The following is a 26679-nucleotide window of genomic DNA, read 5'->3' as shown; positions in this document are numbered from 1 at the left end:
CTCCGTGACGCGTCCGCGAGCGCCCGCGCTCACCTGTCCGGGCCCAGGATGAGGCCGCTGGTGGGCACGCCCGTGCCCGCGGTGACGATCACGTCGCCGGGCGCGGCGGGCTGGTTGACCGAGGTGCCGCGGACCAGGCGCACGGCCTCGGCGACGCCGTTCATGCCGTGCAGGTAGGCCTCGCCGAGCTGGCCGCCGTGGGTGTTGCAGGGCAGCCGCCCGCCGAGCTCCAGATGCCCGTCGGCGATGAAGTGCCTGGCCTCTCCCCGGGCGCAGAAGCCGAGCTCCTCCAGCTGCGGGAGCACCAGCGGGGTGAAGTGGTCGTACAGGACCGCCGCGCCGACGTCGTCCGGCCCCAGGCCGCTCTGCGCGTACAGCTCCCGGCCGACCAGTCCCAGCTCCGGGATGCCGGTGATCGACGGCCGGTAGTAGCTGGTCATCATGTGCTGGTCCGCGCCGGAGCCCTGCGCCGCCGCGCGGACGACCGCAGGCGGGTGCGGCAGGTCGCGGGCCCGCTCGGCCGAGACGACGACCAGGGCCTGACCGCCGTCGCTCTCCTGGCAGCAGTCCAGCAGGCGCAGCGGCTCGGCGATCCAGCGGGAGGCCTGGTGGTCGGCGAGGGTGATCGGCCGCCCGTGGAACCAGGCGGCCGGGTTGACCGCCGCGTGCTTCCTGTCCACCACGGCGACCCGGCCGAAGTCCTCGCTGGTGGCGCCGTACTCGTGCATGTAGCGGCGGGCGAACATCGCGACCCACTGGGCGGGCGTGGACAGGCCGAACGGGGTGATCCAGGAGTAGGCCGCGCCGTCGGCGCCGGTGTCCGCCGGCCGGTCCGCCTGGCCGAGGCCGTAGCGCACGCCGGAGCGCTCATTGAAGGCGCGGTAGCAGACGACGACGTCGGCGACGCCGGCGGCGACGGCCATCGCGGCCTGCTGGACGGTGCCGCAGGCGGCCCCGCCGCCGTAACCGACCCGGGAGAAGAACCGCAGCTCGCCGATGCCGGTGCTGCGGGCGACGTGGATCTCGGAGTTGGTGTCGGCGGTGAACGTCACCAGCCCGTCGACGTCGGACGGTTCCAGCCCGGCGTCGGCGACGGCGGCCAGCACCGCCTCGCAGGCCAGCCGGAGCTCGCTGCGCCCGGAGTCCTTGGAGAACTCGGTGGCGCCGATGCCGGCGATCGCGGCGGCGCCGGAGAGCGGTCCGGGACGGTCGCGCCGGGTCATGCGGCGCCCTCCTTCCCCGGCCGACGTCCCCCGCCGTACGGCCCGCCCTCCAGGCGACCGTCGCTCTCCGGGCGACCGTCGTTCCTCGGAGGACCGCCCTCCCTGTCGGCGGGACCGGTTCCGGAACGGCCACCGCGCGGGAGCCGTACGATGACGGTGCCCATCACGTGGGCGCCCAGGCCGTTGGCGCCGCGGACGGCCACCTCGACCCGGCCGTCCCCGTCGTCCTTGGCCGTGACGGCGCCGGTCAGCACCATGGTGTCGCCTGGGTGGTTGGGCGCGCCGAGCCGGATCCTGATGGCCGTGACGACGGCGGCGGGCCCCGCCCACGCGGTGACGAACCGTTCGACCAGGCCGTTGGTGGTCAGGATGTTCATGAAGACGTCCTTCGAGCCCCGGGCGACCGCCAGCTCGGGATCGTGGTGCACGTCCTGGTAGTCGCGGGTGGCGATCGCGGTCGCGACGATCATGGTCCTGGTCAGCGGGATCACCAGCTCCTCCAGCGTGTCGCCCACCGCGACCTCGTCGTACGTCCTGGAGCGCGGCGGGGTCACGACGCCGCCCTCCCGTCCGCCAGCGCGTCGCCGAGCCGGGCCAGTACGGCGCTCGCCCCGCCCAGGGTGCCGGCTATCTGCCGTCCCCACAGGAAGTGGCGATGCACCGGGTAGTCGACGTCGACGCCGATCCCGCCGTGCACGTGCTGGACCCGGTGGACCACGTTCAGCCCGGCCTCCGCGGCCCACCACTCCGCGACCGCGACCGGCACGGCCGCCGCCTCGGGCTCCTCCCCGATCGCGCAGACGGCCCGCCAGAGGCAGACCCGCATGGCGTCGAGCTCGATGTAGCAGTCGGCGAGCTGGTGCTGGACCGCCTGGAACGTGGCCAACGGGCGGCCGAACTGCTCCCGCGCGGCGAGGTGGCCGGCGGCCAGCCGCAGCGCGCCCTCGGCGACGCCCAGTTGGAGGGCGGCCAGGGCGACCGAGGCGAGCTCGACGGTGCGCTCGACGGCCCCCGCACCGGGGAGGCCGACCGCCTGCGCGGCCGCCCCGGTCAGCACCAGGTTGCCGGCGAGGTCCCGGCTCGTGGTCTCGACCCGCTCCCAGGCGACGCCATCGGCCCTGCCGGGCCCGCCGGTACGGCCGGCGCCGTCCGCCCGGTCGGCCCGGTCGGCTTCGGGGCCTTCGGCGGCGCGGTCGGCGCGGTCGGTTCGATCGGCGTGGCCGGTCCGGTCGGTTCCGGTGGCGACCAGGAACAGACCGGTCCCGGTCTCGGCGGTCGCGGAGACGAGCACGTGGGCGGCCCCGGAGGGCGAGGGCACGACCGCCTTCACACCCGTCAGCCGCCAGCCGCCGTCCGCGCTCCCGTCCGGCCGGGCCGTGCACTCCGGCGCGCGCGGCTCGTGCGGGCCGAACTCCTCCAGCGCCACGGTGAGCCGCACCGACCCGTCCACGACCCTCGGCAGCAGGTCGCGGTGCTGCTCCGCCGTACCGTGCGCGGCGACCGCGAGCGCACCGACGAGCGCCGGCCAGACCGGTACGGGGGCCACCCGGCGACCCTGCTCCTCCAGCAGGACGCAGAGCGCGGCCGGTCCCAGCCCGGCGCCGCCGTACTCCTCGGGCAGGGCGACGCCGAGCAGACCGGTCTTGGCCAGCTCGGTCCAGAGGTCCTCGTCGATCCGGTCCGGGGAGCCCTCGACGGCGCGGACCCGTTCGGTGGCGGCGCGGTCGGTGAAGACCTCCCGCGCCAGGTCGCGGACCGCCTCCAGTTCCTCGCCGAGGGTGAAGTCCATCAGCTCTCCTCCTGTCCGGCCGGCCGGAACACCGGGAGCGACAGATCGGGGTCGGGGTCGATCCAGTCGAGGACGACGGGCATGCCGATCTTGACGGCCTCGGGGGCGACACCGGTCAGGCCGGTGATGAGCCGGGTGCCCTCGGCGAGCTCGACGAGGGCGACGACCAGCGGGAACTCGAAGGCGGGGTGGCGCGGGTGGTGGTTGACCACGTAGCTGTACACGTGTCCGCGACCGGAGGCCTCGACGGTGTCCCAGTCGAAGCAGCCGCACCGCGGGCAGCAGGGGCCGGGCGGGTGCCGGAGGGCCTTGCACCCGGCGCAGCGCTGGATCACCAGCCGGTGCCCGCGAGCGGCCTCGAACCAGAACGCGTTGTCCCGGTTGAGCGCGGGCCGGGGCCGCAGCGCTCCGGGTCCTCCGTCCCGCCCGGCCTCGGACCGGGACTCCCCTCCGGCGGCACCGGAGGGCTCCTTCCCGCCCTGTCCGCTCCGTTCCTTCCCGCCCTGTCCGGCCTGCTCCCGGCGCCCTTCCCCGTCCGGGCCTCCGCCGGGCCTCCTGGCGGGGTCGAACCACAGGATGCGCCAGCGCTGGACGGCCACGACCTCGCCGCCGCCGTCGCGGTAGGTCTTCAGCGTGGTCACGAAACGCCCCGCACCGAGGGCGGTGGCCTTCTCCGGGGAGATCGACTCGACGACCTCCTCGACGCCGACGCGGTCCCCGGGGACGAGCTCCCGGTGGAACTCGAACTCCGAGTCGGTCGCCACCACCGAGGTGTATCCGCCCTCCTCCAGCAGGGTGAGCAGCTCACCGTAGGTGCCTGTCCGCTGCGACCTCCTGGCGGCGTACCCCGGCATCGTCCAGGCCTGAACCATGGAGGCGGGGGCGACGACACCGGGCCTGCCCGCGGCGCGGGCCGCCGCCTCGTCGAGGTGGACCGGGTTGCCGTCCTCCATCGCCTCGGCCCAGTGCCGGATCATCGGCAGATTGACCGGGTCCGGGCCGAGCCGGAGCGGGGACAGCTCCCGTCCGGTGAACGCCTGCAGCCGCTCCTCGTAACCGTCCGCGCGGTCCTCCGGCGACGCGTGGCCGTCCGCACGACCCCCCGGCGACGCGCGGCCGTCCGCGCGGTCCTCCGGCGTCTCGGAGCCCGGTCCCGCGGACGCCGCCGGACCACCGGTCCGCCCGCTCATGCGGCTCGTCCCCGCCGGGGCAGGCCCAGCCCCTGGGTCGCGACCATGTCCCTGAGGACCTCGTTGACGCCGCCGCCGAAGGTGTTGACGATGCCCTGCCTGGACAGCTGCTCGATCTGCCCGGCGAGCACCGCGCCGGGCGACTCCGGGCGGATCCGGCCGGCCGCGCCGAGGATCCCGGTCAGCGTCCGCTGCACGTCGATGTGGGTCTCGGTGCCGTAGACCTTGGCCGCGCCCGCGTCCGCGCCGGAGAGCACGCCCCGCTCGACCGCGCTGGCCATCTTCCAGTTCAGCAGGCGCATCGCCTCCAGCCGGGCGTGGGCGCGGGCGAGGTCGCGCCGTACCCAGGGCAGGTCGAGCGCGCCGTTCTCCCCGGCCCAGGCGAGGACGTCCTCCCAGAGCCGGATCATCCGCCCGCCGAGCGCCGCCAGACCGATCCGCTCGTGGTTGAGCTGGGTGGTGATCAGGCCCCAGCCGCCGTCGACCTCGCCGACGACCGCGCTCGCGGGCACCCGAACGCCGCTGTAGTAGGTGGCGGTCACGGTCATCCCGCCGACCGTCCGGATGGGGCTCCAGGAGAAGCCGGGAGCGCTGGTGGGAACGATCAGGATCGAGATGCCCCGGTGCTTCGGGGCGCCGGGATCGGTACGGCAGGCCAGCCAGATGTGGTCGGCGGTGTTCGCGCCGCTGGTGAAGACCTTGGCCCCGTCGACGACGAACTCGTCGCCGTCGCGGACCGCGCGGGTCGTCAGCGACGCCAGGTCGGTTCCGGCGCCGGGCTCGGTGTAGCCGATGGCGAAGACGACGTCGCCGGAGAGGATGCCGGGCAGGAGGCGGCGGCGCTGCTCCTCGGAGCCGTGGCGCATCAGCGTGGGGCCGACCGTGTTGACGGTGACGAACGGGAACGGGATCCCGGCCCGCTGGACCTCGTCGAAGAAGACGTACTGGTCCTCGGCCGACCGGCCCTGCCCGCCGTACTCGACCGGCCAGCCGAGGCCGAGCCAGCCGTCGGCGCCGAGCCGGCGGACCACCTCGCGGAAGCGGTCCCCGCCCACGCCCTCCTCGCCCGCGCGGCGGCGCTCGTCCTCCGGCAGCAGGTCCGCGAAGTAGCTCCGCAGCTCCGTGCGGAGCCGCCGTTGCGCGGCGGTCTCCCGCAGGTCCATGTCCGCTCTCCTTCCCGAGAAGTCGCCCGCCACCGTTTTCAGGGGGCGGTGGCCCGCCTGCCCGTGCCGCCCGCGGCGGGGCCGCGCGGGGCCGGTGGATCGTCGAGCACGCAGCGGGTGCCGCCGTAGATCGCCGCCATGCACTTGTTGCAGTGCACGCAGGAGGATTCGGTTCCCGCGTCGGCCCGGATCCGCTCGACCAGGTCCGGTTCGCGCAGCAGCGCCCGGGCCATGGCGACGAACTGGAACCCCTCCCGCATCGCCCGGTCCATGGTCCGCCGGTTCGTGATCCCGCCGACCAGGACGAGCGGCAGGTCCACCGCCGCGCGGATCCGCCGCGCGTCCTCGAGCAGGTAGGCGTCCCGGTAGGGGTGGTCGTGCAGGAGCAGTCCGCCGAACAGCCGGACGCCGAGCCGCAGCGGCGGGCGCATGGCCGCGGCGAACTCCTTCAGCGGCGCCTCGCCCCGGAACAGGTACATGGGGTTGAGCAGCGAGCTGCCGGCGGTGAGTTCGAGGGCGTCCAGGGAGCCGTCCCGCTCCAGCAGGCGGGCGACCTCGGCCGCCTCGTCGATCCGGAGGCCGCCGCGCACCCCGTCGTCCATGTTCAGCTTCGCCAGGACCGCGATCCGGCCGCCGGTCGCGTCGCGGACCGCGCGGGCGGTCTCCAGGCAGAGGCGGGCCCGGCCCGCCAGGTCGCCGCCGTAGGAGTCGGTGCGACGGTTGAGCCGCGGGCTCAGGAAGGAACTGGCCAGGTAGTTGTGCCCGAGGTGGATCTCGACGGCGTCGAATCCCGCCTCGGCGGCCATCGCCGCCGCACCGGCGTGGGCCCGCACGATCCGGGTGAGGTCGTCGCGGGTCGCCGCCCTGGTGAAGGTCGCGGTGGCGGCGTGGAAGCGCCTGCTCGGCGCGAGGGCGGGCGCGCGGTTGGATCGGGGGTCGGCGACCGGGCCGGCATGGCCGATCTGCGCGGAGACCGCCGCCCCCTCGGCGTGCACGGCCTCGGTCAGCCTGCGCAGGCCGGGCAGCGCCTCGGGGCGCCACACGATCTGCCGCCGGTCCGTCCGGCCTTCGGGGGCGACCGCGCAGTAGGCGACCGTGGTCATCCCGACGCCGCCGGCCGCGTGCCGGACGTGGAACGCGATGAGCTCGTCGGTGACCAGGCCCTTCCTGGTGAGCCCTTCGTAGGTGGCCGCCTTGATGACGCGGTTGCGCAGGGTCACCGGCCCGAGCCTCGCCGGGGCGAGCACGTCCGGGACGTCACCGCCGGGGGGTGCTGTGCCGGTCAAGGGATCCTCCGTCCGCGCACCCGGTCGGGCGGCGCCGTCGACGTTAACCGTCGGGACCGCCCGGCTCCCGGACCGGTCCCGCTGACCGGGAGCGCCGCCGGTGCGGGGCCCGCCGGTAGGGGCGTCCGCCGCGCCGGACGCGGCACCCTGGACTCGCCGCATCCGGGAGCCGGCACGGTCGTCGGCCGGAGACGGTCGTCAGCCGAAGTTGGCCTGCCCGCCGTCGAGTGGGACGGTGGCGCCGGTGAGGTAGCGCATGCCGGGGCCGACGAGCGCCACCACGGCCCGCCCGATGTCCTCCTCGCAGTCCCCGACGTAGCCGAGCGGGATCGTCCTGCGGAACTCCTCCGCCTCCGCGGGGTTGGCCTCCATCCACCACCGCAGTCCCGGGGAGAGCGCGTGCGGGGCGATGGAGTTGGCGCGGATGCCGTCGGCGCCCCACTCCGCCGCGGCCGTCCGGGTCAGCGACCGGATGGCCTGCTTGGCGGCGGCGTAGGCGCCGTAGGTGCTCGGGTCCCAGCGGACCATGGCCGAGCTGACCAGGTTGACGATGCTGCCGCCGCCCCGCCGCTTCAGGTGCGGGTGGCAGGCCCGCATGAAGGCGAAGGCCGCGAAGGGACCGCTGCGGAAGCCCCGTTGGAAGTCGTCGTCGCTCATCGCGAGCAGCGGGCCGAACGCACCCGAGTAGGCGTTGTTGACCAGGATGTCGATCCCGCCGAACCGCGCCGCCACCCGCGCCACGACGTCCGGGACGGCATCGGTGTCGCTCACGTCGCACGGGAACGGCTCCGCCTCCGCCCCGCGTTCGCGGATCAGCCCGCAGGTCTTCTCCAGCTTGGCCGGGGTCCGGCCGAGCACCGCGACGGACGCGCCCTCCGAGGCGAGGGCGAGCGCGATGCCCCGCCCCACCCCCTGCCCGGCTCCGGTCACGATCGCGGTCTTGCCGTCGAGGCTTCCCACCCGTTCTCCCGTCTCGCTGCAGCCGCCGCCGACCCGCAATGGTGGGACGGCGGCGCTCCCCCGGTGGCGGGAGGTCCCGCTCACCGGGAGCCTGCTCCCGGCACACGGCGGACGGCGCGGCGCGGCGGTCCCGGTGACCGGGACTCCTCGTCCCGCGCCGCCGCCGGCGGTCACAATGGGCGGCCGTGACCGCGTGCCGGGCCGTGCCCACGGCCCCGTACCGGTCGGTGCCCATGGCCGCGTGCCGGGCGGGGCCTTCCCGATCCGGCGGGAGGAGGGGGAGACGGTGACCGTACCTGCGGACCCGGGAGCCGCCGCGGCGGAGATCATGGCGCGGCTGACCGGCCCCGGCGGCGAGTTCGAGCTGGTCGAGGAGGAGGTGCTCGGCTCGCGGATGCGGGTGTTCGCCCACCGGCACGGGAACCTCGGCGAGGTGCTCGCCGCGTCGGCCCGGTTCGGCGACCGCGACTACGTGGTGACCGAGCACGAGCGGCTGAGCTTCGCCGCGCACGCCGTACGGGCCGCGTCGCTGGCGCGGGCGCTCCGCCAGGAGTACGGCGTGCGCGCGGGCGACCGCGTCGCGATCGTCGCGGCCAACTCCCCCGCCTGGATCGTCGCGTTCTGGGCCACGGTCGCGCTGGGCGCCGTCGCCGTGGGCTGCAACGCCTGGTGGACGCGGCGCGAGATCGCGTACGCGCTGGAGCACGCCGGGCCGAAGGTGGTCGTCGCGGACGCCGGGCGGGCGGCGGCGGTCGGGGACGGCCTGCGGGACGGCGGGAACGGCGCCCGGGGCGGTCCGGCCGTCCTGAGCGCCGAGGAGGACGTCCCCCGCCTGGCCGCCCTGTTCCCGGACGCGGTCCCGCCGGAGTGCGGCGCCGCCGAGGACGATCCGGCGGTCATCCTGTACACCAGCGGGACGTCCGGGCGGCCGAAGGGGGCGGTGCACTCGCACCGGAACCTCACCTCGGTCATCGAGTACCACCGGCTCAACGACGCCGTGGCCCGCGCGTTCGGCGACCCGGCCGATCCGGCCGACAGGCGCCATCTGCTGGCGCTGCCGCTGTTCCACATCGCCGGCCTGCACAACCTGGCCGTGCCGCGCCTGGCGACCGGCAGCGCCGTCGTCATGCACCTGGGCGCCTTCGACGTGGAGCGGGTGCTGCGGCTGATCGAGCGGGAGCGGGTCACCAACTGGGGCGCGGTGCCCACCATGGCGCACCGGCTGGTCGAGCACGGCGACCTGTCGGGGTACGACCTGTCGTCGCTGACCGCCTTCGCCCTGGCCTCCGCGCCGTCCTCGCCCGCGTTCAAGGAGCGGCTGAGGGCGGCCCTGCCGGTCGCGCGGCACGCCCTGGTCGACAGCTACGGGCTGACCGAGTCCTCGACCGCCGTCTCGGTGGCCACGCCCGCGGACCTCGCGGAGGCGCCCGGCACGCTGGGCCGTCCCGTCGCGACCGTGCAGCTGGAGATCCGCGGCCCGGACGGCGGAGCGCTGCCCGAGGGCGAGGAGGGCGAGGTCTGCGTGCGCAGCCCGTTCAACATGCTCGGCTACTGGCGGGACCCGGAGGCCACCCGGAACGCGCTCCGCGAGGACCGGTGGCTGCACACCGGTGACATCGGCACGGTCGAGGGGGGACGGCTCCGCCTCACCGGCAGGCGCTCCGATCTGATCATCCGCGGCGGGGAGAACGTCTACCCCGCCGAGGTGGAGGGCGTCCTGGCGGAGCATCCCGGCGTCCGCGAGTGCGCCGTCGTCGGCGTGCCCCATCCGGACCTGGGCCAGGAGGTCGCGGCGGTGGTCGTCACCGGTGGCGGGCGGCCGGTCGGCGAGGACGAGCTGCGGGCGTACGCCGCGGAGCGGCTGGCCTACTTCAAGGTCCCGGCCAGGTGGCGGATCACCGCCGCCCCTCTCCCCCGCAACGCGACCGGCAAGGTGGTCCGCCCCGAGGTCGAGCGCTCCGCCGCCGGAACGGCCGGAAGCACCGGAGACGCCGGAGACGCCGGAGACGCCGGGAGCCCGGGAAGTCCCGGAAGCGCCCGCGGCGGCCGGACTGCGGGAACCGTCAGATCCGCTCGATGACGGTGGCCGTGGCGTGGGCGCCGCCGGCGCACATGGTGACCAGGGCGGTCGACCGGTCCGATCGCTCCAGCTCGTGCAGGGCCTGGGTGACCAGCCGGGCGCCGGTGGCGCCGACCGCGTGCCCGAGGGCGATCGCGCCGCCGTTGACGTTGACCCGGTCCATGTCGGCCCTGTGGACCCGGGCCCAGGAGAGCACCACCGAGGCGAACGCCTCGTTGATCTCCACCAGGTCGATGTCGGACAGCGTCATCCCGGCCGCGCGGAGCACGTGCTCGGTGGCCTGCACCGGCCCGTCCAGGTGGTAGTAGGGGTCGGAGCCGACCATGCCCGAGGCCACGATGCGGGCCCGGGGCCGGAGTCCGAGGGCGCGGGCCCTGTCCATGCTCGTCAGGAGCACGGCCGCCGCGCCGTCGCTGATCTGCGAGGTGGTGCCGGCGGTGTGCACGCCACCCGGCACGACGGGCTTCAGCTTCGCCAGGGCCTCGGCGCTCGTCTCGCGCAGTCCCTGGTCGCGGGTGACGACGGCGGTCTCACCCGTCGGCCCCTCCGGGCCCACGACGGGCGCCTCGACCGGGACGATCTGGCCGTCGAACCGCCCCTCGGCCCACGCGGCGGCGGCGCGGCGCTGCGAGGCCAGGCCGAGGGCGTCGGTGTCGGCGCGGGTGATCCCCCGTCTCTCCGCGATGCGCTCGGCGGCGGTGAACTGGTCGGGCATGTCCACCGACCAGCCCTCCGGGCGGGGGCTGCCGGTCTCTGGGGTGATCGCCTGGCCGAGGAAGACGCGGCTCATGGACTCGACCCCGCAGCCGATCCCGGCGTCGATCGCGCCGGACGCGATCAGCCCGGCGACGAGGTGGACGGCCTGCTGGGAGGAGCCGCACGCGCAGTCGATCGTCGTGCAGGCCGTGCCGTACGGCAGGCCGGCGTGCAGCCAGGCCTGGCGGGTGACGTTGTTCGACTGCTCCCCCGCCTGGGTGACGCAGCCGCCGACGACCTGGCCGATCCCGGCCGGGTCCACTCCGGCGCGCTCCAGCAGGCCCTTCTGGACGAGGCCGAGCAGCTCGGCCGGGTGCAGCCCGGACAGCGCGCCCCTGCGGCGGCCGACCGGCGTGCGCGCGGCGTCGACGATGACGGCTTCGGCCATGGCTTCTCCTCGTTTCGGTCGGTCCCGCCGGAGGGACGCACGGGCGGGCGGGCGGCCGGGACCGGCCCGCGGACCGGCCGCCGGGCCCGGCTCCACGGCGCGAGGCTAGAACGGATTCCCCTTCCGTACGCCTCGCGTCCCACTGAGTGGTGCGGTGCCGCCGATCGGAAAGGAACGCGTACTAGTTTTCCCTCCACCGTGACCGCGCACGACGGGAGCCGAGGACATGAGCGTGGACGTCACCCTGGAGGGCAGGACCGCCGTCGTCACCGGCGCGGGCGCCGGGCTCGGCCGCAGCGAGGCGCTGGCGCTGGCCCGGCGCGGCGCGAACGTCGTCGTCAACGACGTCGGGCCGGGCGCCGGCGACGTCGCCGCCGAGATCGAGGCGCTCGGCCGCAGGGCCGTCGCGGTGACCGGCGACGTCGGCGAGTGGTCCACCGGCGGGCTTCTCGTGCGGACCGCCGTGGAGGTCTTCGGCAGCCTGGACATCGTGGTGAACAACGCGGGCGTGCTCCGCGACCGGATGCTGTTCAACCTCACCGAGTCCGACTGGGACGAGGTCGTCCGCGTCCACCTCAAGGGCCACGCCGCGGTGTCGCGCGCGGCGGCCGCGCACTGGCGCGCGGCGAGCAAGGCCGCCGGCGGGCCGGTCTACGGGCGCGTCGTCAACACCTCCTCCGAGGCGTTCCTCTTCGGCTCCCCGGGCCAGCCGAACTACGCCGCCGCCAAGGCCGGCATCACCGCGCTGACCCTCGCGACCGCCCAGGGCCTGGCCCGGTACGGCGTGCGCGCCAACGCGATCTGCCCCCGGGCCCGCACCGCCATGACGGCGGGCGTGTTCGGTGAGAGCGCGCCCGCCGGCGGGCCCGACCCCCTGGACCCGGACCGGGTGGGGACCTTCGTGAGCTACCTGGCCTCCCCCGCGGCGGACGGGATCAACGGCCAGGTGTTCGTCGTCTACGGCGACATGGTCGCCCTCCTGGCGCCGCCGACGGTGGAGCGGAGGTTCACCGCCGCCGGCGACGCGTTCTCGGTCGAGGAGCTCGACGGGCTGCTCACGCCCTACTTCGGCGGACGCGGACCGCAGGAGACCTTCGCCGCCCACGACGTGGCGCTGCTCGACGCTACGGGAGCGGGGAGCGCCCCCTCCTCCTGAGCGCGCCCCGTACCGGCACGAGCGCGAGGAGCCCGTACGGCACGGCGAACAGCGCGAAGACGACGCCGTGCCCGGCGAACGCGGAGGCGGCGGCGTAGAGCCCGTAGACGAGGACCGTCGCCAGTCCCGTGCCCAGGCTCGCCAGGGAGGTCACCGTCGCGCGGCTCGGTCCGGTGATCCCGTCCTGCAACCGCGCGTCGGCCGTCACGCTCGCCAGCTGGAAGACGCAGAAGGCCGCGGCGACCGCGGCGAGCCCTCCGGGGCGCCCGCTCAGCGCGCCGCCGGCCAGGGCGAGCGCGCCGAGTCCGAGCAGCGCCGCGAACCCCCGGGCGCCCAGCCGGTGCCCGGCCCCGGCGAGCAGGGCGCCGGCCGTCACGCCCGACCAGACCAGCAGCACCCAGAGCGGTACGGCGGGCCCGGGGACGCCGGTCTCCTGCGCGAGCAGGGCGACGTACTCCTCCAGCGCGCCCCAGACGGCCGCCGTCGCGGGGACGAGCAGCAGCGCCCGCCGTACGGAGCGGTCGCCCCGCACCTCGGCCAGGCCCGCGCGCAGGACCGCGGCATACCGGCGGAGGCCGTCCGGGCCGTCCTCATCCGGGCCGTCCTCCTCAGGGGAACGCCGCGCGCGGTGCTCGGGGAACGCCAGGCCCGCGACCGAGCACAGCAGGCAGGCGAGCACGCTCGCCGCGCCCAGCGCCCCATGGCCTCCGGCGGCGAACACCGGGCCCGCGGCCGCGGTGGCCGCGGCGACCCCGCACATGCCGGCCACCTCGGCGCGGCCGATGACCCGGGCGTACCGGCCGGCCTCGCCGAGGCGGTCGAGCTCCTCGTACACGAGCGCCTCGAAGGCTCCCGAGGCCATCGCCCCCCGGATTCCCCACAGCACGAAGCCGAGGGCGAACGCCCAGTAGGAGGGGGCGGCGACCCAGAGGGCGTAACCGGCGGCCGCCGGGAGCGGGGCCAGGACCAGCAGCAGCCGGCGCGAGACCGCGTCGGCCCACACGCCGGAAGGGACCTCCAGCACGATGCCGGTCACCGACCAGATGACGAACAGCGAGGAGATCTCGGCGACGGACAGCCCGGTGTCGGCGAACAGCAGGGCGTACACCGGGTACAGCAGGATGAGATCGTCGAGGAACGTGTAGACGTAGACCGCGGCTGCCAAGCGGCCCGCGCGCGTTCCGGGCGCACGGGAAGAAGAAATGATCATGAGGTCTTTCCCTGGGGGCGATTCGGACGTCCGGAAGCCGGTGCTCCCGGAGGTCCGCGGCAGCGCGCCCCGCGTCGACCTCTAGCGGTGGGTTAATGTCGCCATGTCACGCCCGTGATTCTAGGGCCTGCCCCGTGAATCCTCCAGCCGGAGCCACCGGCTCAGCCGGCCGCGACCCGGGGCGTCCGGAAGCGTTCCGCGTGCTCGGCCGCCCACTGCGCGAACGTGCGCGCCGGGCGGCCGGTCACCCGTTCGACGGTGTCGACGACGGTCCTGGAGTCGGCACCGGCGGCGGCGTACCAGCCGATGACGTATTCGGCGTCCGCCCGGGACACACCGGTGGCCGTCAGCCTGTCGACGGCCTGCTCGTGCGTGATCGACACGAAGGCGATGTCCCGGCCGATCGCCCGGGAAAGGGTCGCGATCCTTTCCCGAGGGGTCAGGGATTCGGGCCCGGTGAGGTTGTAGGCCCGCCCCGCGTGGCCGCCGTCGAGCAGCGCGACCGCCGCCACCGCCCCTATGTCGGCCTCGTGGACGAGCGCGCTGGGATGGTCGTACGGCTCGCGCACGACCCCCTCCGTCCGGATCGATTCGGTCCAGGTCAGCGTGTTGGACATGAACTCCTGCGGTTCCAGGCGCGTCCACTCCACACCCGAGTCGGCCACGGCCTGCTCGACCGGCCCCACGAAACCTCCCCACACCACGGTGATGCGCCGTACCCCCGCGTCCACCGCCCGCCGCACCAGCTCGGGCCCGGCCTCGGCGAGCCCCGCCGTCACCGTGACGTGCAACCGGCCGACGCCGTCGAGGGCGGCGCCCAGTTCCTCCGGCGCGGTGTGCGTGCCGGCAACCACCTCGACGCCGGCCGGGAACCGGCCCGCGGCCGCGGCCGGATCACGCGTCAGCGCCCGGACGCGCTCTCCCCGGCGGATCAGCTCCGCCACCACGTGCCGGCCGGTGTTCCCGGTGGCGCCCGTCACCAGTGTCGTCATGGTCGAACTCCTTCCGTCGCCGACGACCCTAGAAGCTCGACTTGACTTGAGGTCAACAGGCCCGCCCGGCGTCACCCGCGTCGGCCTCTTCGGCGAAGCGGCCCACCGGTGCGCGGTGGGCCACGGGCGGCGTACATGGCCGCCGGTCATGGCAGCGCGTCGAGGAAGGCGCGGACCTGCGGACGGTGGTCGCCCCGGCGCCAGGCGACGGCCAGCCGGGCCGGCGGCAGCCCGCTCACCGGCCGGTACACCACTCCCGGCCGCGAGTAGAGGGAGGCGTTTCCCTCCGCGATCAGTGCCACACCGAGGCCGCCGGTGACCCCCTCGAAGGTCTCGTCCGCGGTGCTCGCCGTCGCCGCGATGACCGGGTCGTCGTCTCTGGCGTCCCGCGCCAGCCAGAAGTCCCGCAGCGGACCCGCCTCTGCGGGCAGCGCGATGAACGCCTCGTCCCGCAGCTCGTCGAAGGGGATCTCCTCCCTGCCCGCCAGCGGGTGGGAGTCCGCCAGCGCGACGAACCTGCGCTCCACGGCCAGCACCCGGGTCTCCACGCCCGCCACCGCGGGCAGCCAGACGAAGGCCACGTCGGAGCCGCCGTCGGCCAGTCCCGCGCTCGGATCGGTCCAGTTGACCAGCCGCAGGGAGAGCTCCCAGCCCGGCATGGCCGCCCGGAACCCCCTCAGGGTCTCCTGCTGGATCCCCCGGCCCACGGCGGTCTGCATGCCGACGACCAGGGTGCCGCTGGGCGCGGCCGCCCGCGCGGCCTCGACCCCCGCGTTCCACCGCCCGAGCAGCTCGCGGGCGAAGGGCAGCAGGGCCCGGCCCTGCCGGGTGAGCGCCATCCCGCCGTGCACCCGGTCGAAGAGCGGGAAGCCGAGCTGCCGTTCCAGCGTCCTGAGCTGCTTGGACAGCGCGGGCTGCGACACGAACAGCCGGCCCGAGGCGCGGGTGACGTTGAGTTCCTCGGCCACGGCGACGAAGTAGCGCAGCTCGCGCAGGTGCACGTCCATTCCCTCTGGTTATCGCAGAAGATCTTGGACGGCAAGCCGCGGCGGGCCGCAGGATCGTCGGCATGAGGACACGCGAACTCGGGGGCCTGCGGGTCCCGGCGATCGGATTCGGCGCCATGGTGCTCTCCCCGGGCGTCTACGGCGACATCGACGACGACCGCGCGGACAAGGCGATCAGGGCGGCGCTCGACGCGGGCGCTACCCACGTGGACACCAGCGACGCCTACGGAGCGGACGGGCACAACGAGCGGCTCGTCGGCCGGGCCCTCAGGGGGCGGCGCGAGGAGGTGGTCGTCGCGACGAAGTTCGGCCTGGCCGTACCGGAGGGCGAGAGCGCCCGGGCCTTCCCCGTGGGCTACTCCTTCGGCGAGCTGAGGGTGAACGGCGAGGCGAGGCTGGTGCGCCGCTACGCGGAGCGGAGCCTGGCGAACCTGGGGATCGACGCGATCGACCTGTACTACGCACACTATCCGGACCCCGGCGTGCCGATCGAGGAGACGGCCGGGGCGATGGGCGAACTGGTCCGCGACGGCCTGGTCAGGCACCTCGGGCTCTCCAACGTGACCGCCGAGCAGCTCAGGAGGGCGCACGCGGTGCACCCGATCGCGGCGGTGCAGAGCGAGTGGTCGATGTGGCGGCCGATCGACGCCGGACTGCTCGCCGCCGCGCGTGAGCTGGGCGTCGGGATCGTCGCCTGGAGCCCGCTGGGCAACGGGTTCCTCACCGGTTCCGTGCGGGCCCTGGGCGAGGACGACTTCCGGCGCCACGCGCCGCGCTTCTCCGCCGAGAACCTCGCGGCCAACAACGACCGGTACGCCCCGGTCCGCGATCTGGCGGTCGACCTGGGCGTCACTCCGGCCCAGCTCGCGCTGGCCTGGCTGCTCCACCAGGACGAGCACGTCGTGGCGATCCCCGGCAGCCGCACCCCCGCCCACATCGAGGAGAACGTCGCGGCGGCCGGGTTCACCCTGCACGCCGACACCCTCTCCCGGATCGACGAGGCCCTGGCCGGCTTCGAGGTCACCGGGGGGACGCTGCTGTGACGGATCCCGGTCGCCGCGGCGCCCGGTCATCACGGCGCCGCGGTGACCGGGATCCGGACCCGGCCGCGGGAATCGGGCGCGCCGCGCCGACGACCCCGCCTCAGTCCTGCGGGGCGTTCGAACGCGGGGCCAGCAGGAGCCGGCAGGCGAGCCGGATGTCGCTCTCGGTGTCGGCGATGGAGGCCCGCCCGTTGAGGCTGAACTGCAGCACGCCGTACCAGCACTGCAGCAGGAGCCGGACCAGGGTGACGTCCTGGACGGTCGGGTCGTCGATGCCGAGGACCCGCAGGATGATGCCGCCGAAGGTGCCGTCGATCCGGGCGGCGTCGGCGACCGCGGCGGCGTTGGCCGCGTTCGCCGACTGGAGCATCGCGGTCGCCAGGGCCGGCTTGCGCAGCAGCTGCCGGCTGGCGCTCACCAGCACGTCGCCGACCGCGTCCTCGGGGCTCGTGCCGGGTGCGGGCTTGGGCAGGTTCTCGCCGAACCGGTCGATCTGCTCGGCCATGACGGCGGTGAACAGGTGGGTCTTGGAGGGGAAGTACCGGTACAGCGTGCCGATCGCCACGCCCGCGGCCTTCGCCACCTCGTGCATCTGCACGCGCTCCAGGCCGTTCTCCGCCCCGATGTGCGCGGCCGCGCGGAGGATGCGCAGGTGCCGGGCGCGCTGCTCGGGCGAACTGGGCTCGGCGGGCGGCCTGACTTCGGCGATCCTCGGCACGTTCTCCCCCGGTCGTCTGCGATGCCGGATAGACAATACACACGGCCCGGGGCGGGGCCGCCAAGCCCGGATACCGGTCAGCGGGACGCCTCCGGCCCGCTTCCGGCGCGCGCCGGACCGCTCAGACGAGGTCGTCCTCGACGGTCAGGCCGAAGGCGCTCCTGCCGTACATCGCCAGGGCCCGCTCGACGTCGTTGGCCACGTGCACGCTGCCCGCGTGGGCGTCGCGCCAGGCGCGCTCGATGGGGTTGCCGCGCCGGAGCGAGTTGCCGCCGGCCGTCTTGAACAGGATGTCCATCGCCTCCACCGCCCGCTCGGTCCCGCGGACCTGGTCCCTGCGGGCGCGCAGCCGCAGCTCCATCGGGATCGCGTCGCCCCGGACCGCGTGCCGGTACACCTCGCGCACGTTGCGGTCCGTCTGCAGGATCGCCGCGTCGATCTCCGAGGCGGCCCGCGCGACGGCCACCTGGGCGAACCTGTCCTCGGCGAACCTGCCACCGCCGAGGCTGAGCCGTACCCGGTCGCGCATCGCGGCGAGGTAGGCGTCGTAGCAGCCCGCCACCGCGCCGATCACCGGCGCGGTGATCGCGGAGGTGAACAGCGTCGCGAACGGCATGCGGTAGAGCGGGCCGGTGTTGGCCTTCTGGCCGGGGCCGCGCAGCTGGGCCTGCTCGTAGTTGCGCATCGCACGGTGCGCGGGAACGAAGGCCCGCTCCACGGTGATGTCGTTGCTCCCGGTGCCGCGCAGGCCGATCACGTCCCAGACGTCGTGGATCCCGTAGTCGGCGCGGGGCACCAGCACGCTCATGAAGTCGACCGGCCTGCCCTCCGTGCCCACCACCGTCGCGCCCAGCACGGCCCAGGACGCGTGGTCGCAACCGGAGGAGAAGCTCCACCGGCCGGACATCTCGTAGCCGCCCTCCACCGGGGTGAGCCGCCCCATCGGCGCGTACGACGAGGAGATCAGCGCGTCCGGGCTCCCGCCCCAGACCTCGTCCTGCGCGGCCTCGGCGAACATGCCGGCCTGCCACTGGTGCACGCCGAGCAGGGAGGCGACCCAGCCGGTGGAGCCGCACGCGCCGGAGATCTCCCGGATCACCGCGAAGAACTCCGCCGGGTCGCACTCGGCGCCGCCGTACCGCTTGGGCTGCAGCATCCGGAAGACCCCGGCGGCGGCGAGCTCGGCGACCGTCTCCTCCGGTATCCGCCGGTTCTCGTCGGCGGACCGGGCCCGCCCGGCGATGCCCGGCAGCAGCGCGCGCACCGGCTCCAGGACCTCGTCGCTCATGGTCTGCGCTCCCCGTGTCCGCTTGTGCCCGCCCGTGCCGTCAGGTGCAGACCACGATGGTGCGCCGGGCGGCGGCGGCCCCGGTGCGGCCGTCCCGGCCACCGGGACTCCCGGCCCGTACGGCGCCGCCCCGGCCTACCGTTTCGCGGAAGGCCGGGAATCCGGGAGGGTGCGCGTCCTGAGGGGATGGGTTCAGCGTGACTGCAGCCGAGACCGAGCGGGACGGGGTCCGCGCCATCGAGGCCGGCGCCGTACCCGCACGCTTCGCCCGGGGATGGCACTGCCTGGGCCTGTCCGAGCGGTTCAAGGACGGCCGGCCGCACACCGTCGACGCCTTCGGCGCCAAACTGGTGGTCTTCCGGAGCGGCGACGGCAGGCTCAACGTGCTCGACGCCTACTGCCGGCACATGGGCGGGGACCTGTCCCGCGGCACGGTCAAGGGCGACGAGATCGCCTGCCCGTTCCACGACTGGCGCTGGGGCGGCGACGGCCGCTGCAAGAAGATCCCCTACGCCCGCCGGGTCCCGCTGCGCGCCCGCACCTCGGCGTGGACCACGATGGACCAGGACGGCATGCTGTTCGTCTGGAACGACCCCGAGGGCAACCCGCCGCCGCCCGGCGTCACGATCCCCCGCATCGAGGGCGCGACGCGCGACGACTGGACCGACTGGGTCTGGCACGAGACCCTCGTCGCCGCGAACTGCCGCGAGGTCATGGACAACGTGGTCGACATGGCGCACTTCTTCTACGTGCACTACTCGTTCCCGACGTACTTCAAGAACGTCTTCGAGGGCCACGTCGCCACCCAGATCATGAAGGGCCTGAGCCGCCCGGACGCCCGGCCGCCCGCCAAGGAGGGCCGGCCGGGGATGCTCGGCAACACCTCCGTGGCGGCGTACCACGGGCCGTCCTTCATGATCGACGACCTGACCTACCACTACGAGGGCATGGACATCGACTGCGTCCTGATCAACTGCCACTACCCCGTCGACGCGGACTCCTTCGTGCTGCAGTCCGGCATCATCGTGCAGCGCAACGAGCGGCTGGGGAGCGCCGGGGCCGACGAGATGGCCGTACGGCTGGGCGCCTTCATCCTCAAGGGCTTCGAGCAGGACGTCGAGATCTGGAAGAACAAGGCCCGCGTCGACAACCCGCTGCTGTGCGAGGAGGACGGGCCCGTCTACCAGCTGCGCCGCTGGTACGAGCAGTTCTACGTGGACGCCGCCGACGTCGCGCCGGAGATGGTGGAGCGCTTCGAGTTCGAGCTGGACACCACCCGGCCGGTCGAGGCGTGGAGGAAGGAGGTCGAGGAGAACCTCGCCCGCAGGGCCGCCGCCGGAGGCGGGACCGCGTGACGGCCCGCCCGGACGAGCGGCTGCTGGACGGCCCGCCGATGAGCCCGGTGCGCTGCCGGACGTGCGGCGCCGCGGTGCGGGCGCGCAAGGCCGGCTGGCAGCAGACCAGCATCCAGTGGAGCGCCGAGGCCGTGGAGACCTGCCTGGAACGGCGGGCCTCCGTTCCAGGTGAAGGCCCGAACGGGGGCCTCTTCCCCGCCTGCGAGGCGCTGCGCGAGTCGATCGTCCGGGCGGCGCTGGACGGGGAGCTCCCCGTGCCGGACGACACCGGGGACGGACCCCGGCCGGCGCCGTGAGACCCGTTTCCGATCTCGCGCGGCAGGGCGGCGGGAGCGGTTGCGCCCGCCTCGACACCGCCGCTCCGGGACGTCCCGGTGAGCCCGCTCGGCTCGGGTGCGTCCTGAGCCGAGCGGTCCCGTCGTACGCCGGGAGGAGGGAGCTCAGCCTCGTGAGGCGTCAGGCGCTCCGAGCGGCGGCACCGACTCGGAGGTCGGCGCGGGCAGCGACGGCGCGGCCGGCTTCGTCTCTCCGCGCAGGTGCGTGGCCGGCACGTGCTGGTACCCCGACCAGACGCTGCCCCCGCGCCACTCCCCCGCGTCCGCGGCGTACACGTTGGACAGCGTGCCGTAGTAGCCCGCGCCGCAGGCCGGCCCGTTGCCCGCCGCGTTGCCGTAGTGGACGGTCGCGCTGGGCCCGTAGGGTCCGGCGAACTGGCCCGTCGACTGGCCGGTGGTGCCGTACTTCCAGCCGGAGGTCCGGCAGACCGCCCAGGAGGATCCGTTCCACCGGTACACGTCGACCTTCAGTGCGCCTGAACGGGTCACGCCGGTGGTGCAGCCCGGGTTCAGCGCGTGGGTGTATCCGTCTCCGACGTAACCGATGAGGCCGCCGGAGACCGCCCGGAAGAGCCGCGCCTCGCCTTTGACGCAGAGGCTGGAGCTCTGGTAAACGATCTTCTCGGCCGCGTGCGCCGGCTGGGTCCACGCCGTCGTGAACAGCAGCGCGAAACCCCCGTGCAGCACGGTCTTCAGAGCCAGGCGAGATCTCGCCATGATTCCCCCGTTCGTCGTCCGACTGTCTCTCAGGAAGCGGGCGCCGGGCAGGCGCCCGCGGGGCGGGACACGTCTTCCGCCCGTTCGTCGCCGCACGCGGACGGCCGTCTCCCCGGACGTGAGGTGAACGCCGCCCGCTGCGGAACGCGGCTCCGGAAAGGGAAGAATCCACAGGAGTGCGGGCGCCTCGGCGACCTCGCCGGATGCGCACCCGCCTCGCGGAACCGCAACAGCGTCATCCCCGGGCACCCGCCCGCGCAATCTGCGGAGAACGTCAAAGCGCACGGGACAGAATCTTCCGGGGAGCCGTTTCAACGGCGATGACGGCCCCCGGGCGGGGGCGTCGCCGCGGATCACCCGGCGGACCGGGCCGCCGCGCGACCGGCCCGGCGGCCGAAGAACGTGCCGTCGCCCAGCGACGTCCCGCTGACGTAACCGTCGCCGTGCAGGCCGGAGCTGGCCCGGCCCGCGGCGAACAGGCCCGGGATCGGCCGCCCCGACTGGTCCAGCACCGCCCCGTCCGGGGTGGTGTGCAGCCCGCCCAGGGTGAACCCGGCCACGCCCGTGTCCCTCCGGCCGCCCGCGCCGAACCCCAGCCGCGGGTCGACCGCGGCGAAGGGCGGCCGGAGCGGCCGCAGCCACCTGCGGTCCTTGTGGAAGTAGGGGTCCTCGCCCCGTTCCGCGTGCCGGTTGTAGACGCCGACCGCCGTCTCCAGCGCCCCGGCGGGCACGCCGAGCGACTCCTCCAGCTCCGCGAGCGTCTCGGCGGCGAACGCCGGGCGCACGCCCCACAGGTCCCGCCGGGGGACGTCCTCGTAGCCCTCCTCGTCGACGACCACCCAGTACGGTCCCGGCTGGTGCAGCACGGCGGCGGCGCTGAACACGCCCGGGTAGACGTCCTCGTTGACGAAGCGCTGCCCGAGCCCGTTGACCAGCAGGCCGCGCACGGCCAGCGCGGGCAGGGCGGTCAGCGCGATCTGCACGGCGGACATGCGGCGGGTGGCGGCGCCGAGCGCCGCCGCCATGCGGATGCCCCCGCCGTCGTCGAGGCCGTCGCTGACCTTGCCGTGTCCCAGCAGCACCGGGGCGTGCAGGGCGAGCATCTCCTCGGAGTCGACGAAGCCGCCGGTGGTCAGTACCACCGCCCGGTGCGCGCGGTAGGCCGTCCGCTCGCCGTACCGGCGGGCCAGCACGCCCGCCACCCGGCCGCCCTCGTCGACGACGAGGTTGGTGGCCAGGGTGTCGGCGTGGTCGGCGGCCCCGGCCTCCCGGGCGGCCGCGACCAGCTTCTCCATGAGGAGCCAGCCGCCGAACGACTCGGTCGCGGGCCGGTGCCCGCGCGGGGCGGGCCGGGCGACCGTGTTGTACGGCCAGGCGTTCTCGCCCAGCCACATCAGCCCGTCCGCCGTCGGCGGCACCCAGCTCGGCGCGTCGAACAGTCCCTCGTTGAAGGTGAGCCCGCGCTCGCACAGCCACCGGAAGTGCTCGACGCTCCCGTCGCAGTACAGCCGGATCTTCTCGGTGTCGGCGTGCGGGCCGAGCGCCGCGACCAGGTAGGCGAACATGTCGCCGGGGGTGTCGTCGAAGCCGCAGGCCTTCTGCAGCGCCGTACCGCCGCCGAGGTAGATCTCGCCGCCGGACAGCGCCGAGGAGCCGCCGGGCCCGCCGGCGCGCTCCAGCACGGTGACGCGGGCCCCCGCGGCGGCGGCCTCGTAGGCCGCGGCGGCGCCCGCGCAGCCGAAACCGACGACGAGCACGTCGCACTCGTGGTCCCAGGCGCCGACCGAGCCGGCACGGACCGGCTCCACCGGCGGCACGGCGCTCATGCGCGCGGGGTGAAGGCCGCCAGCGGTTCGGAGCCGGACCAGTCGTGGCCCCAGTAGCTGTCCGCGGTGATCTCCTCGGCGGTGTAGTGCGTCTCGTCGACGAGCAGGCCGCCGGTGCCGTACTCGATGTCCCAGCCGCCCGGCGCGCGCACGTAGAAGGAGATCATCTTGTCGTTGGTGTGCCGACCCAGCGTGGAGGAGACGGAGAATCCCAGCCGGTTGACGTTGTCCAGCGCCCGCCCCACGGCGTCGAGGCCGTCGACCTCGACCATGAGGTGCACCAGGCCCGGTTCCTCCCCGTGCGGGGCGGGGCAGACCGCGAGGCTGTGGTGGCGCCGGTTGACGCCCATGAAGCGCACCCGCGGCCCCTTCCCCCCGCCGACCCGCATGGCGCCGCGCGGCAGGAAGCCGAGCACCTCGGCGTAGAAGGAGACCGTCTCGTCCGCACGGGTGGAGGGGATGACCACGTGGCCCATGCCCTGCTCGCCGGTGACGAACCGCTGGCCCATCCCGGTGAGCACCGGGGCGTGGTCGAGGACGGGGCCGAAGAAGACCTCGACCGGGGTGCCCGCCGGGTCGTCGAACGCGATCACCTGCTCGGCGCCGCGCTCGGCGGACTCCCGCGCCGAGAGGACCTTGACCGCCGTGCCCGACGCCTCGACCGCGCGGCCGACCGCGGCCAGCGCGAACTGGTCGCGGACCTCCCAGCCGACGGCCAGCACCCGGTCGGTCTCGCCGGGCAGCACGACGAGCCGCGACCGGCGCTCGTCCATGCGCAGGTAGAGGCCGTCCGGGTCCGGCCCGCCGCCCTCGGCGAAGCCGAGACCGTCGATCACCAGTTCGCGCCAGCGCCCGAGGTCGCGTGTCCGGACCTTCAGGTAGCCGAGCCCGCGGATCTGCGTCATCTCATCACTCCGGGTTCGTCCGTCGGGGTACTAGATCATCGAGCGCAGCGGGCCCGGCGGGGGCTCGACGCCCAGGTCGGTCAGGGCGGCGGCGTGGAAGACCGCGCCGGGCACGTGGATGGCGTGGGCCAGGCCCATGTGCGCGTCGCGCCAGAAGCGCTGGACGGGGTTGTCCGCGCGCATCGCGTTGCCTCCGGAGCGGGCCATGATCTCGTCGACCGCGCGTACGGCGCGCCAGGCCGCCTGGACCTGGACCCGCCGGCCGGCCGCGCGCTCGGCGAAGGAGACCTCCCGGCCGGCGGCGACGGCGTCGTACATCCGCGACACGTTGTCGAGCAGCGCGCACCGGGAGGCCGCGATCTCCCCGGCCGCCTCGCTGATCGCGTAGAGCACGTACGGGTCGTCCCGGACCTTCGTGCCGGTGATCTGCACTCGGCCCCGCTGGTAGGCGAGGTGGTGGGCGAGGGCGCCCTCGGCGATGCCGACGACGGCGGCGGTGATGCCGAGCGGGAACGCGCAGGAGAACGGGACGTGGTAGGTCGGGCTGGTCAGCCCCGCCTCCCTGGGCGCGCTCCCGTCGACGACCTTGGAGAACGGGATGACCCGGTAGTCCGGGACGAACGCGCCGGAGACGACGACGTCCTTGCTCCCGGTGCCGCGCAGGCCGACCACGTCCCAGGAGTCCGGCACGATCTCGTAGTCCGCGCGCGGCAGGATCAGGTGGAGCGAGACGGGCGGCTGGACCGGCCTGCCCTCGGCGTCGCCGAGCAGGCCGCCCAGGAAGATCCAGTCGCAGTGGTCGGTGCCGGAGGAGAACTGCCAGCGGCCGTTGAGGACGTAGCCGCCGTCGACCGGCCGGGCGACGCCCATCGGCGCGTACGGCGAGGCGATCCAGGTGTCCCGGTCCTCCCCCCAGACCTCCTCCTGCACCCGGGGGTCGGCGAAGGCCATCTCCCACGGGTGCACCCCGACGATGCCCGCGACCCAGCCGGTCGAACCGTCGAGCGCGGCGACGCCCATCACCGTCTCGGCGAACTCCCTGGGATGGGACTCCGAGCCGCCGTACGCGGCCGGCTGGAGCATGCGGATCACGCCGGCGTCCCGCAGCGCCTTGGCCGCCTGGTCGTCCAGCCTGCCGAGGGCCTCGCCGGTGACGCCGAGCGCGGCGATCTCCTCGGCGCGCTCCGTGATGGCGGCGAGCACGTGGTTGGTCATTGCGGTCCTCACTTCTCCGCGAGGGCGACGGCGATCTCGATGAGCTGGTCCTCCTGGCCGCCGACGAGGTTGCGGCGTCCCGCCTCCAGGAGGATCTCGGTGCCGGAGACCCCGTACCTGGCGGCCTGCCGGTCGGCGTGCTTGAGGAAGCTGGAGTAGACGCCGGCGTAGCCCATGGTGAGCGAGAGCCGGTCGAGCAGGCACTCGCCGTCCATGACCGGGCGGACCACGTCCTCCGCGGCGTCGATGATCTTCGGGACGTCGATGCCGGTCCGGATGCCCAGCTTCTCGGCGACGGCGGCGAACGCCTCGACGGGGGTGTTGCCCGCCCCCGCGCCGAAGCGGCGCGTCGAGCCGTCGATCTGGACGGCTCCGGACCGGACGGCGATGACGGAGTTGGCGACGCCGAGCCCGAGGTTCTCGTGGCCGTGGAAGCCGACCTGGGCGTCGGAGCCGAGCTCGGCCACCAGGGCGGCGACCCGGTCGCCGGTCTGCTCCAGGATCAGCGCGCCGGCGGAGTCGACGACGTACACGCACTGGCAGCCGGCGTCGGCCATGATCCGCGCCTGCTTCGCGAGGACCTCCGGCGGGCGGCTGTGCGCCATCATCAGGAAGCCGACGGTCTCCAGGCCCAGGTCCCGGGCCAGGCCGAAGTGCTGGACGGAGATGTCGGCCTCGGTGCAGTGGGTGGCGATCCGGCAGACGGCGGCGCCGTTCCCGGCGGCCTCCCGGATGTCGTCCAGGACGCCGAGGCCGGGCAGCATCAGGAAGGCGATCCTCGCCCGCCGCGCCGTCTCGACGGCCGCCCTGATCAGCTCCTGCTCGGGGGTGCGGCTGAACCCGTAGTTGAACGACGAGCCGCCGAGGCCGTCGCCGTGGGAGACCTCGATGACCGGCACCCCGGCGGCGTCGAGGGCGCCGACGACGGCGCGGACGTCCGCGACGGTGAACCGGTGCTGCTTGGCGTGCGAGCCGTCGCGCAGCGACGAGTCGGTGACCCGGACGTCGAGGTCGGCGCGGTAGGGCATGGGCGGGTCTCCTTGACTCGGGCGGAGTCGCGCGGGCTCCGGGGGCGGCGGCGGGCCCTCGGGGTCGGGCGGATGCGGCGGGAACGGACGGGAGCGGCGGGCGGGAGCGGCGGGCGGGAGCGGCGGCTCAGGCGGTGGCCCGCCGGGCGAGGATCCGCCGCGCGAAGCCCTCGCCGACCCGGGTGGCGGCGGCGGTCATGATGTCGAGGTTGCCGGAGTACGGCGGGAGGTAGTCGCCCGCGCCTTCCACCTCCAGGAAGACCGCGACCCGGGCGAGCCCGTCGCCCACCCGCGCGAGCCCGTCGCCCACCGGCGCGAGCCCGTCGTCCACCGGCGCGGGATCGTCGAACTGGGGCGCGGCGCGCAGCCGGTAGCCGGGCACGTAGGACGCCACCTCGGCGGTGACCTCCTTGATCGAGGCGGCGATCGCCTCGCGGTCGGCGTCGGCCGGGATCGCGCAGAACACCGTGTCCCTCATGATCATCGGCGGCTCGGCGGGGTTGAGGATGATGATCGCCTTGCCGCGCGCGGCGCCGCCGATCCGCTCGATGCCGTGGCGGGTGGCGATCGTGAACTCGTCGATGTTCGCCCGCGTCCCCGGGCCGGCCGACGGGGAGGCGACGCTGGCGACGATCTCGGCGTAGGCCACCTCGGTCACCCGGGAGACGGCGTGCACGATCGGGATGGTGGCCTGTCCCCCGCAGGTGATCAGACTGACGTTGGGCGCGTCCAGGTGGCCGCCGAGGTTGACCGCGGGCACGACCGCGGGCCCGAGCGCGGCGGGGGTCAGGTCCACGGCCCGGATGCCGAGCGCCTCGTAGCGGGGGGCGTTCTCCCGGTGCACGCGGGCGGAGGTGGCCTCGAAGACGAGGTCGGGCCGCTCCCGCCCGGAGAGCAGCCGGTCGATGCCCTCGGCGGAGGCCTCCAGCCCTTCGTCCGCGGCCCGTTTCAGGCCCGGGCTCCCGGGGTCGATTCCGATCATCCAGCGGGGCTCGATCGACTCGGAGCGGAGCAGCTTGTACATCAGGTCGGTCCCGATGTTCCCCGAT

24 protein-coding genes are annotated in these 26679 nt (G+C 74.7%); 5 read left to right on the top strand and 19 right to left on the bottom strand.

What is annotated here, in order from left to right:
- Positions 1-29: 29 nt before the first annotated feature.
- The 7 genes from HS048_RS17845 to HS048_RS17815 all read right to left on the bottom strand — a co-directional run bounded on the left by HS048_RS17845 (position 30) and on the right by HS048_RS17815 (position 7611).
- Positions 30-1223 carry a lipid-transfer protein gene (locus tag HS048_RS17845; protein WP_196467547.1) on the bottom strand — a complete coding sequence of 398 codons (1194 nt, stop codon included), beginning with the start codon at positions 1221-1223 and terminating at the stop codon, positions 30-32.
- Positions 1220-1777 (bottom strand): MaoC family dehydratase, encoded by a 558-nt coding sequence (locus HS048_RS17840; protein ID WP_307832526.1) that lies wholly within the window; start codon positions 1775-1777, stop codon positions 1220-1222. Before HS048_RS17840 ends, HS048_RS17845 begins: the two co-directional genes overlap by 4 nt.
- Positions 1774-3012 carry an acyl-CoA dehydrogenase family protein gene (locus HS048_RS38540; protein WP_304609659.1) on the bottom strand — a complete coding sequence of 413 codons (1239 nt, stop codon included), beginning with the start codon at positions 3010-3012 and terminating at the stop codon, positions 1774-1776. Before HS048_RS38540 ends, HS048_RS17840 begins: the two co-directional genes overlap by 4 nt.
- Positions 3012-4202 (bottom strand): OB-fold domain-containing protein, encoded by a 1191-nt coding sequence (locus HS048_RS37240; protein ID WP_230880869.1) that lies wholly within the window; start codon positions 4200-4202, stop codon positions 3012-3014. The genes HS048_RS38540 and HS048_RS37240 overlap by 1 nt, the downstream gene beginning before the upstream one ends.
- Positions 4199-5365, bottom strand: a complete 1167-nt coding sequence (locus tag HS048_RS17825) for an acyl-CoA dehydrogenase family protein (RefSeq protein ID WP_196467546.1) — start codon at positions 5363-5365, stop codon at positions 4199-4201. The genes HS048_RS37240 and HS048_RS17825 overlap by 4 nt, the downstream gene beginning before the upstream one ends.
- Before the next feature lie 38 nt (positions 5366-5403).
- Positions 5404-6651: an NADH:flavin oxidoreductase gene (locus HS048_RS17820; RefSeq protein ID WP_230880868.1), complete on the bottom strand. Its 1248-nt coding sequence runs from the start codon at positions 6649-6651 to the stop codon at positions 5404-5406.
- 198 nt (positions 6652-6849) lie between these two features.
- Positions 6850-7611 carry an SDR family NAD(P)-dependent oxidoreductase gene (locus tag HS048_RS17815; RefSeq protein ID WP_196467544.1) on the bottom strand — a complete coding sequence of 254 codons (762 nt, stop codon included), beginning with the start codon at positions 7609-7611 and terminating at the stop codon, positions 6850-6852.
- A gap of 286 nt (positions 7612-7897) precedes the next feature.
- Here HS048_RS17815 and HS048_RS17810 point away from each other — a divergent pair, with 286 nt between their 5' ends.
- Positions 7898-9691 (top strand): class I adenylate-forming enzyme family protein, encoded by a 1794-nt coding sequence (locus HS048_RS17810; protein WP_307832525.1) that lies wholly within the window; start codon positions 7898-7900, stop codon positions 9689-9691.
- On the opposite strand, the gene HS048_RS17805 is transcribed toward HS048_RS17810, so the two are convergent.
- Positions 9675-10835, bottom strand: coding sequence for a steroid 3-ketoacyl-CoA thiolase (locus HS048_RS17805; protein ID WP_196467543.1), 1161 nt, complete (start codon positions 10833-10835; stop codon positions 9675-9677). The two genes, HS048_RS17810 and HS048_RS17805, sit on opposite strands and share 17 nt — an antisense overlap.
- A 226-nt stretch (positions 10836-11061) precedes the next feature.
- Here HS048_RS17805 and HS048_RS17800 point away from each other — a divergent pair, with 226 nt between their 5' ends.
- On the top strand, positions 11062-11991 hold the full coding sequence (locus HS048_RS17800) for a 3-oxoacyl-ACP reductase (RefSeq protein ID WP_196467542.1): 930 nt from the start codon (positions 11062-11064) through the stop codon (positions 11989-11991).
- On the opposite strand, the gene HS048_RS17795 is transcribed toward HS048_RS17800, so the two are convergent.
- From HS048_RS17795 to HS048_RS17785, 3 genes are all read right to left on the bottom strand, one after another.
- Entirely contained in the window at positions 11960-13201 is a 1242-nt protein-coding gene (locus HS048_RS17795; RefSeq protein WP_196467541.1) for an MFS transporter, read from the bottom strand. The genes HS048_RS17800 and HS048_RS17795 overlap by 32 nt on opposite strands.
- Before the next feature lie 161 nt (positions 13202-13362).
- Positions 13363-14193: an NmrA family NAD(P)-binding protein gene (locus HS048_RS17790; RefSeq protein ID WP_196467540.1), complete on the bottom strand. Its 831-nt coding sequence runs from the start codon at positions 14191-14193 to the stop codon at positions 13363-13365.
- A 146-nt stretch (positions 14194-14339) separates the two neighbouring features.
- Positions 14340-15200 (bottom strand): LysR family transcriptional regulator, encoded by an 861-nt coding sequence (locus HS048_RS17785; RefSeq protein WP_196467539.1) that lies wholly within the window; start codon positions 15198-15200, stop codon positions 14340-14342.
- 62 nt (positions 15201-15262) lie between these two features.
- On the opposite strand from HS048_RS17785, the gene HS048_RS17780 reads away from it, so the two are divergent.
- Positions 15263-16243 carry an aldo/keto reductase gene (locus tag HS048_RS17780; RefSeq protein WP_196467538.1) on the top strand — a complete coding sequence of 327 codons (981 nt, stop codon included), beginning with the start codon at positions 15263-15265 and terminating at the stop codon, positions 16241-16243.
- A 100-nt stretch (positions 16244-16343) separates the two neighbouring features.
- Here the strand turns inward: HS048_RS17780 and HS048_RS17775 are convergent, their stop codons facing one another.
- Both HS048_RS17775 and hsaA read right to left on the bottom strand, forming a co-directional pair.
- Positions 16344-16961, bottom strand: coding sequence for a TetR family transcriptional regulator (locus HS048_RS17775; RefSeq protein WP_068901751.1), 618 nt, complete (start codon positions 16959-16961; stop codon positions 16344-16346).
- Positions 16962-17082: 121 nt separating this feature from the next.
- Positions 17083-18249 (bottom strand): 3-hydroxy-9,10-secoandrosta-1,3,5(10)-triene-9,17-dione monooxygenase oxygenase subunit, encoded by a 1167-nt coding sequence (gene hsaA / locus HS048_RS17770; protein WP_196467537.1) that lies wholly within the window; start codon positions 18247-18249, stop codon positions 17083-17085.
- Positions 18250-18446: 197 nt separating this feature from the next.
- On the opposite strand from hsaA, the gene HS048_RS17765 reads away from it, so the two are divergent.
- Entirely contained in the window at positions 18447-19604 is a 1158-nt protein-coding gene (locus HS048_RS17765; protein ID WP_068901754.1) for a Rieske 2Fe-2S domain-containing protein, read from the top strand.
- Entirely contained in the window at positions 19601-19900 is a 300-nt protein-coding gene (locus HS048_RS17760; protein WP_196467536.1) for a ferredoxin, read from the top strand. The genes HS048_RS17765 and HS048_RS17760 overlap by 4 nt, the downstream gene beginning before the upstream one ends.
- A gap of 144 nt (positions 19901-20044) precedes the next feature.
- Here the strand turns inward: HS048_RS17760 and HS048_RS17755 are convergent, their stop codons facing one another.
- The 6 genes from HS048_RS17755 to HS048_RS17730 form a co-directional block, all read right to left on the bottom strand.
- Positions 20045-20656, bottom strand: a complete 612-nt coding sequence (locus HS048_RS17755; protein ID WP_196467535.1) for a hypothetical protein — start codon at positions 20654-20656, stop codon at positions 20045-20047.
- A 353-nt stretch (positions 20657-21009) separates the two neighbouring features.
- Entirely contained in the window at positions 21010-22482 is a 1473-nt protein-coding gene (locus HS048_RS17750) for an FAD-dependent oxidoreductase (RefSeq protein ID WP_196467534.1), read from the bottom strand.
- Positions 22479-23387, bottom strand: a complete 909-nt coding sequence (locus HS048_RS17745; protein WP_068901766.1) for a VOC family protein — start codon at positions 23385-23387, stop codon at positions 22479-22481. The genes HS048_RS17750 and HS048_RS17745 overlap by 4 nt, the downstream gene beginning before the upstream one ends.
- 30 nt (positions 23388-23417) lie before the next feature.
- Positions 23418-24602, bottom strand: a complete 1185-nt coding sequence (locus HS048_RS17740) for an acyl-CoA dehydrogenase family protein (RefSeq protein WP_196467533.1) — start codon at positions 24600-24602, stop codon at positions 23418-23420.
- A gap of 8 nt (positions 24603-24610) precedes the next feature.
- A complete protein-coding gene (gene dmpG, locus HS048_RS17735) occupies positions 24611-25630 on the bottom strand; it encodes a 4-hydroxy-2-oxovalerate aldolase (RefSeq protein ID WP_068901769.1) in 1020 nt (339 codons plus the stop codon).
- A gap of 127 nt (positions 25631-25757) precedes the next feature.
- On the bottom strand, positions 25758-26654 hold the full coding sequence (locus tag HS048_RS17730) for an acetaldehyde dehydrogenase (acetylating) (protein WP_374058778.1): 897 nt from the start codon (positions 26652-26654) through the stop codon (positions 25758-25760).
- Positions 26655-26679 lie beyond the last annotated feature (25 nt).

The organism is Planomonospora sp. ID91781 (assembly GCF_015711595.1).
Classification (GTDB): Bacteria; Actinomycetota; Actinomycetes; order Streptosporangiales; family Streptosporangiaceae; genus Planomonospora; species Planomonospora parontospora.
The sequence above is the reverse complement of the archived record's forward strand: the minus strand, read 5'-3'. Positions and strand labels throughout refer to the sequence as shown.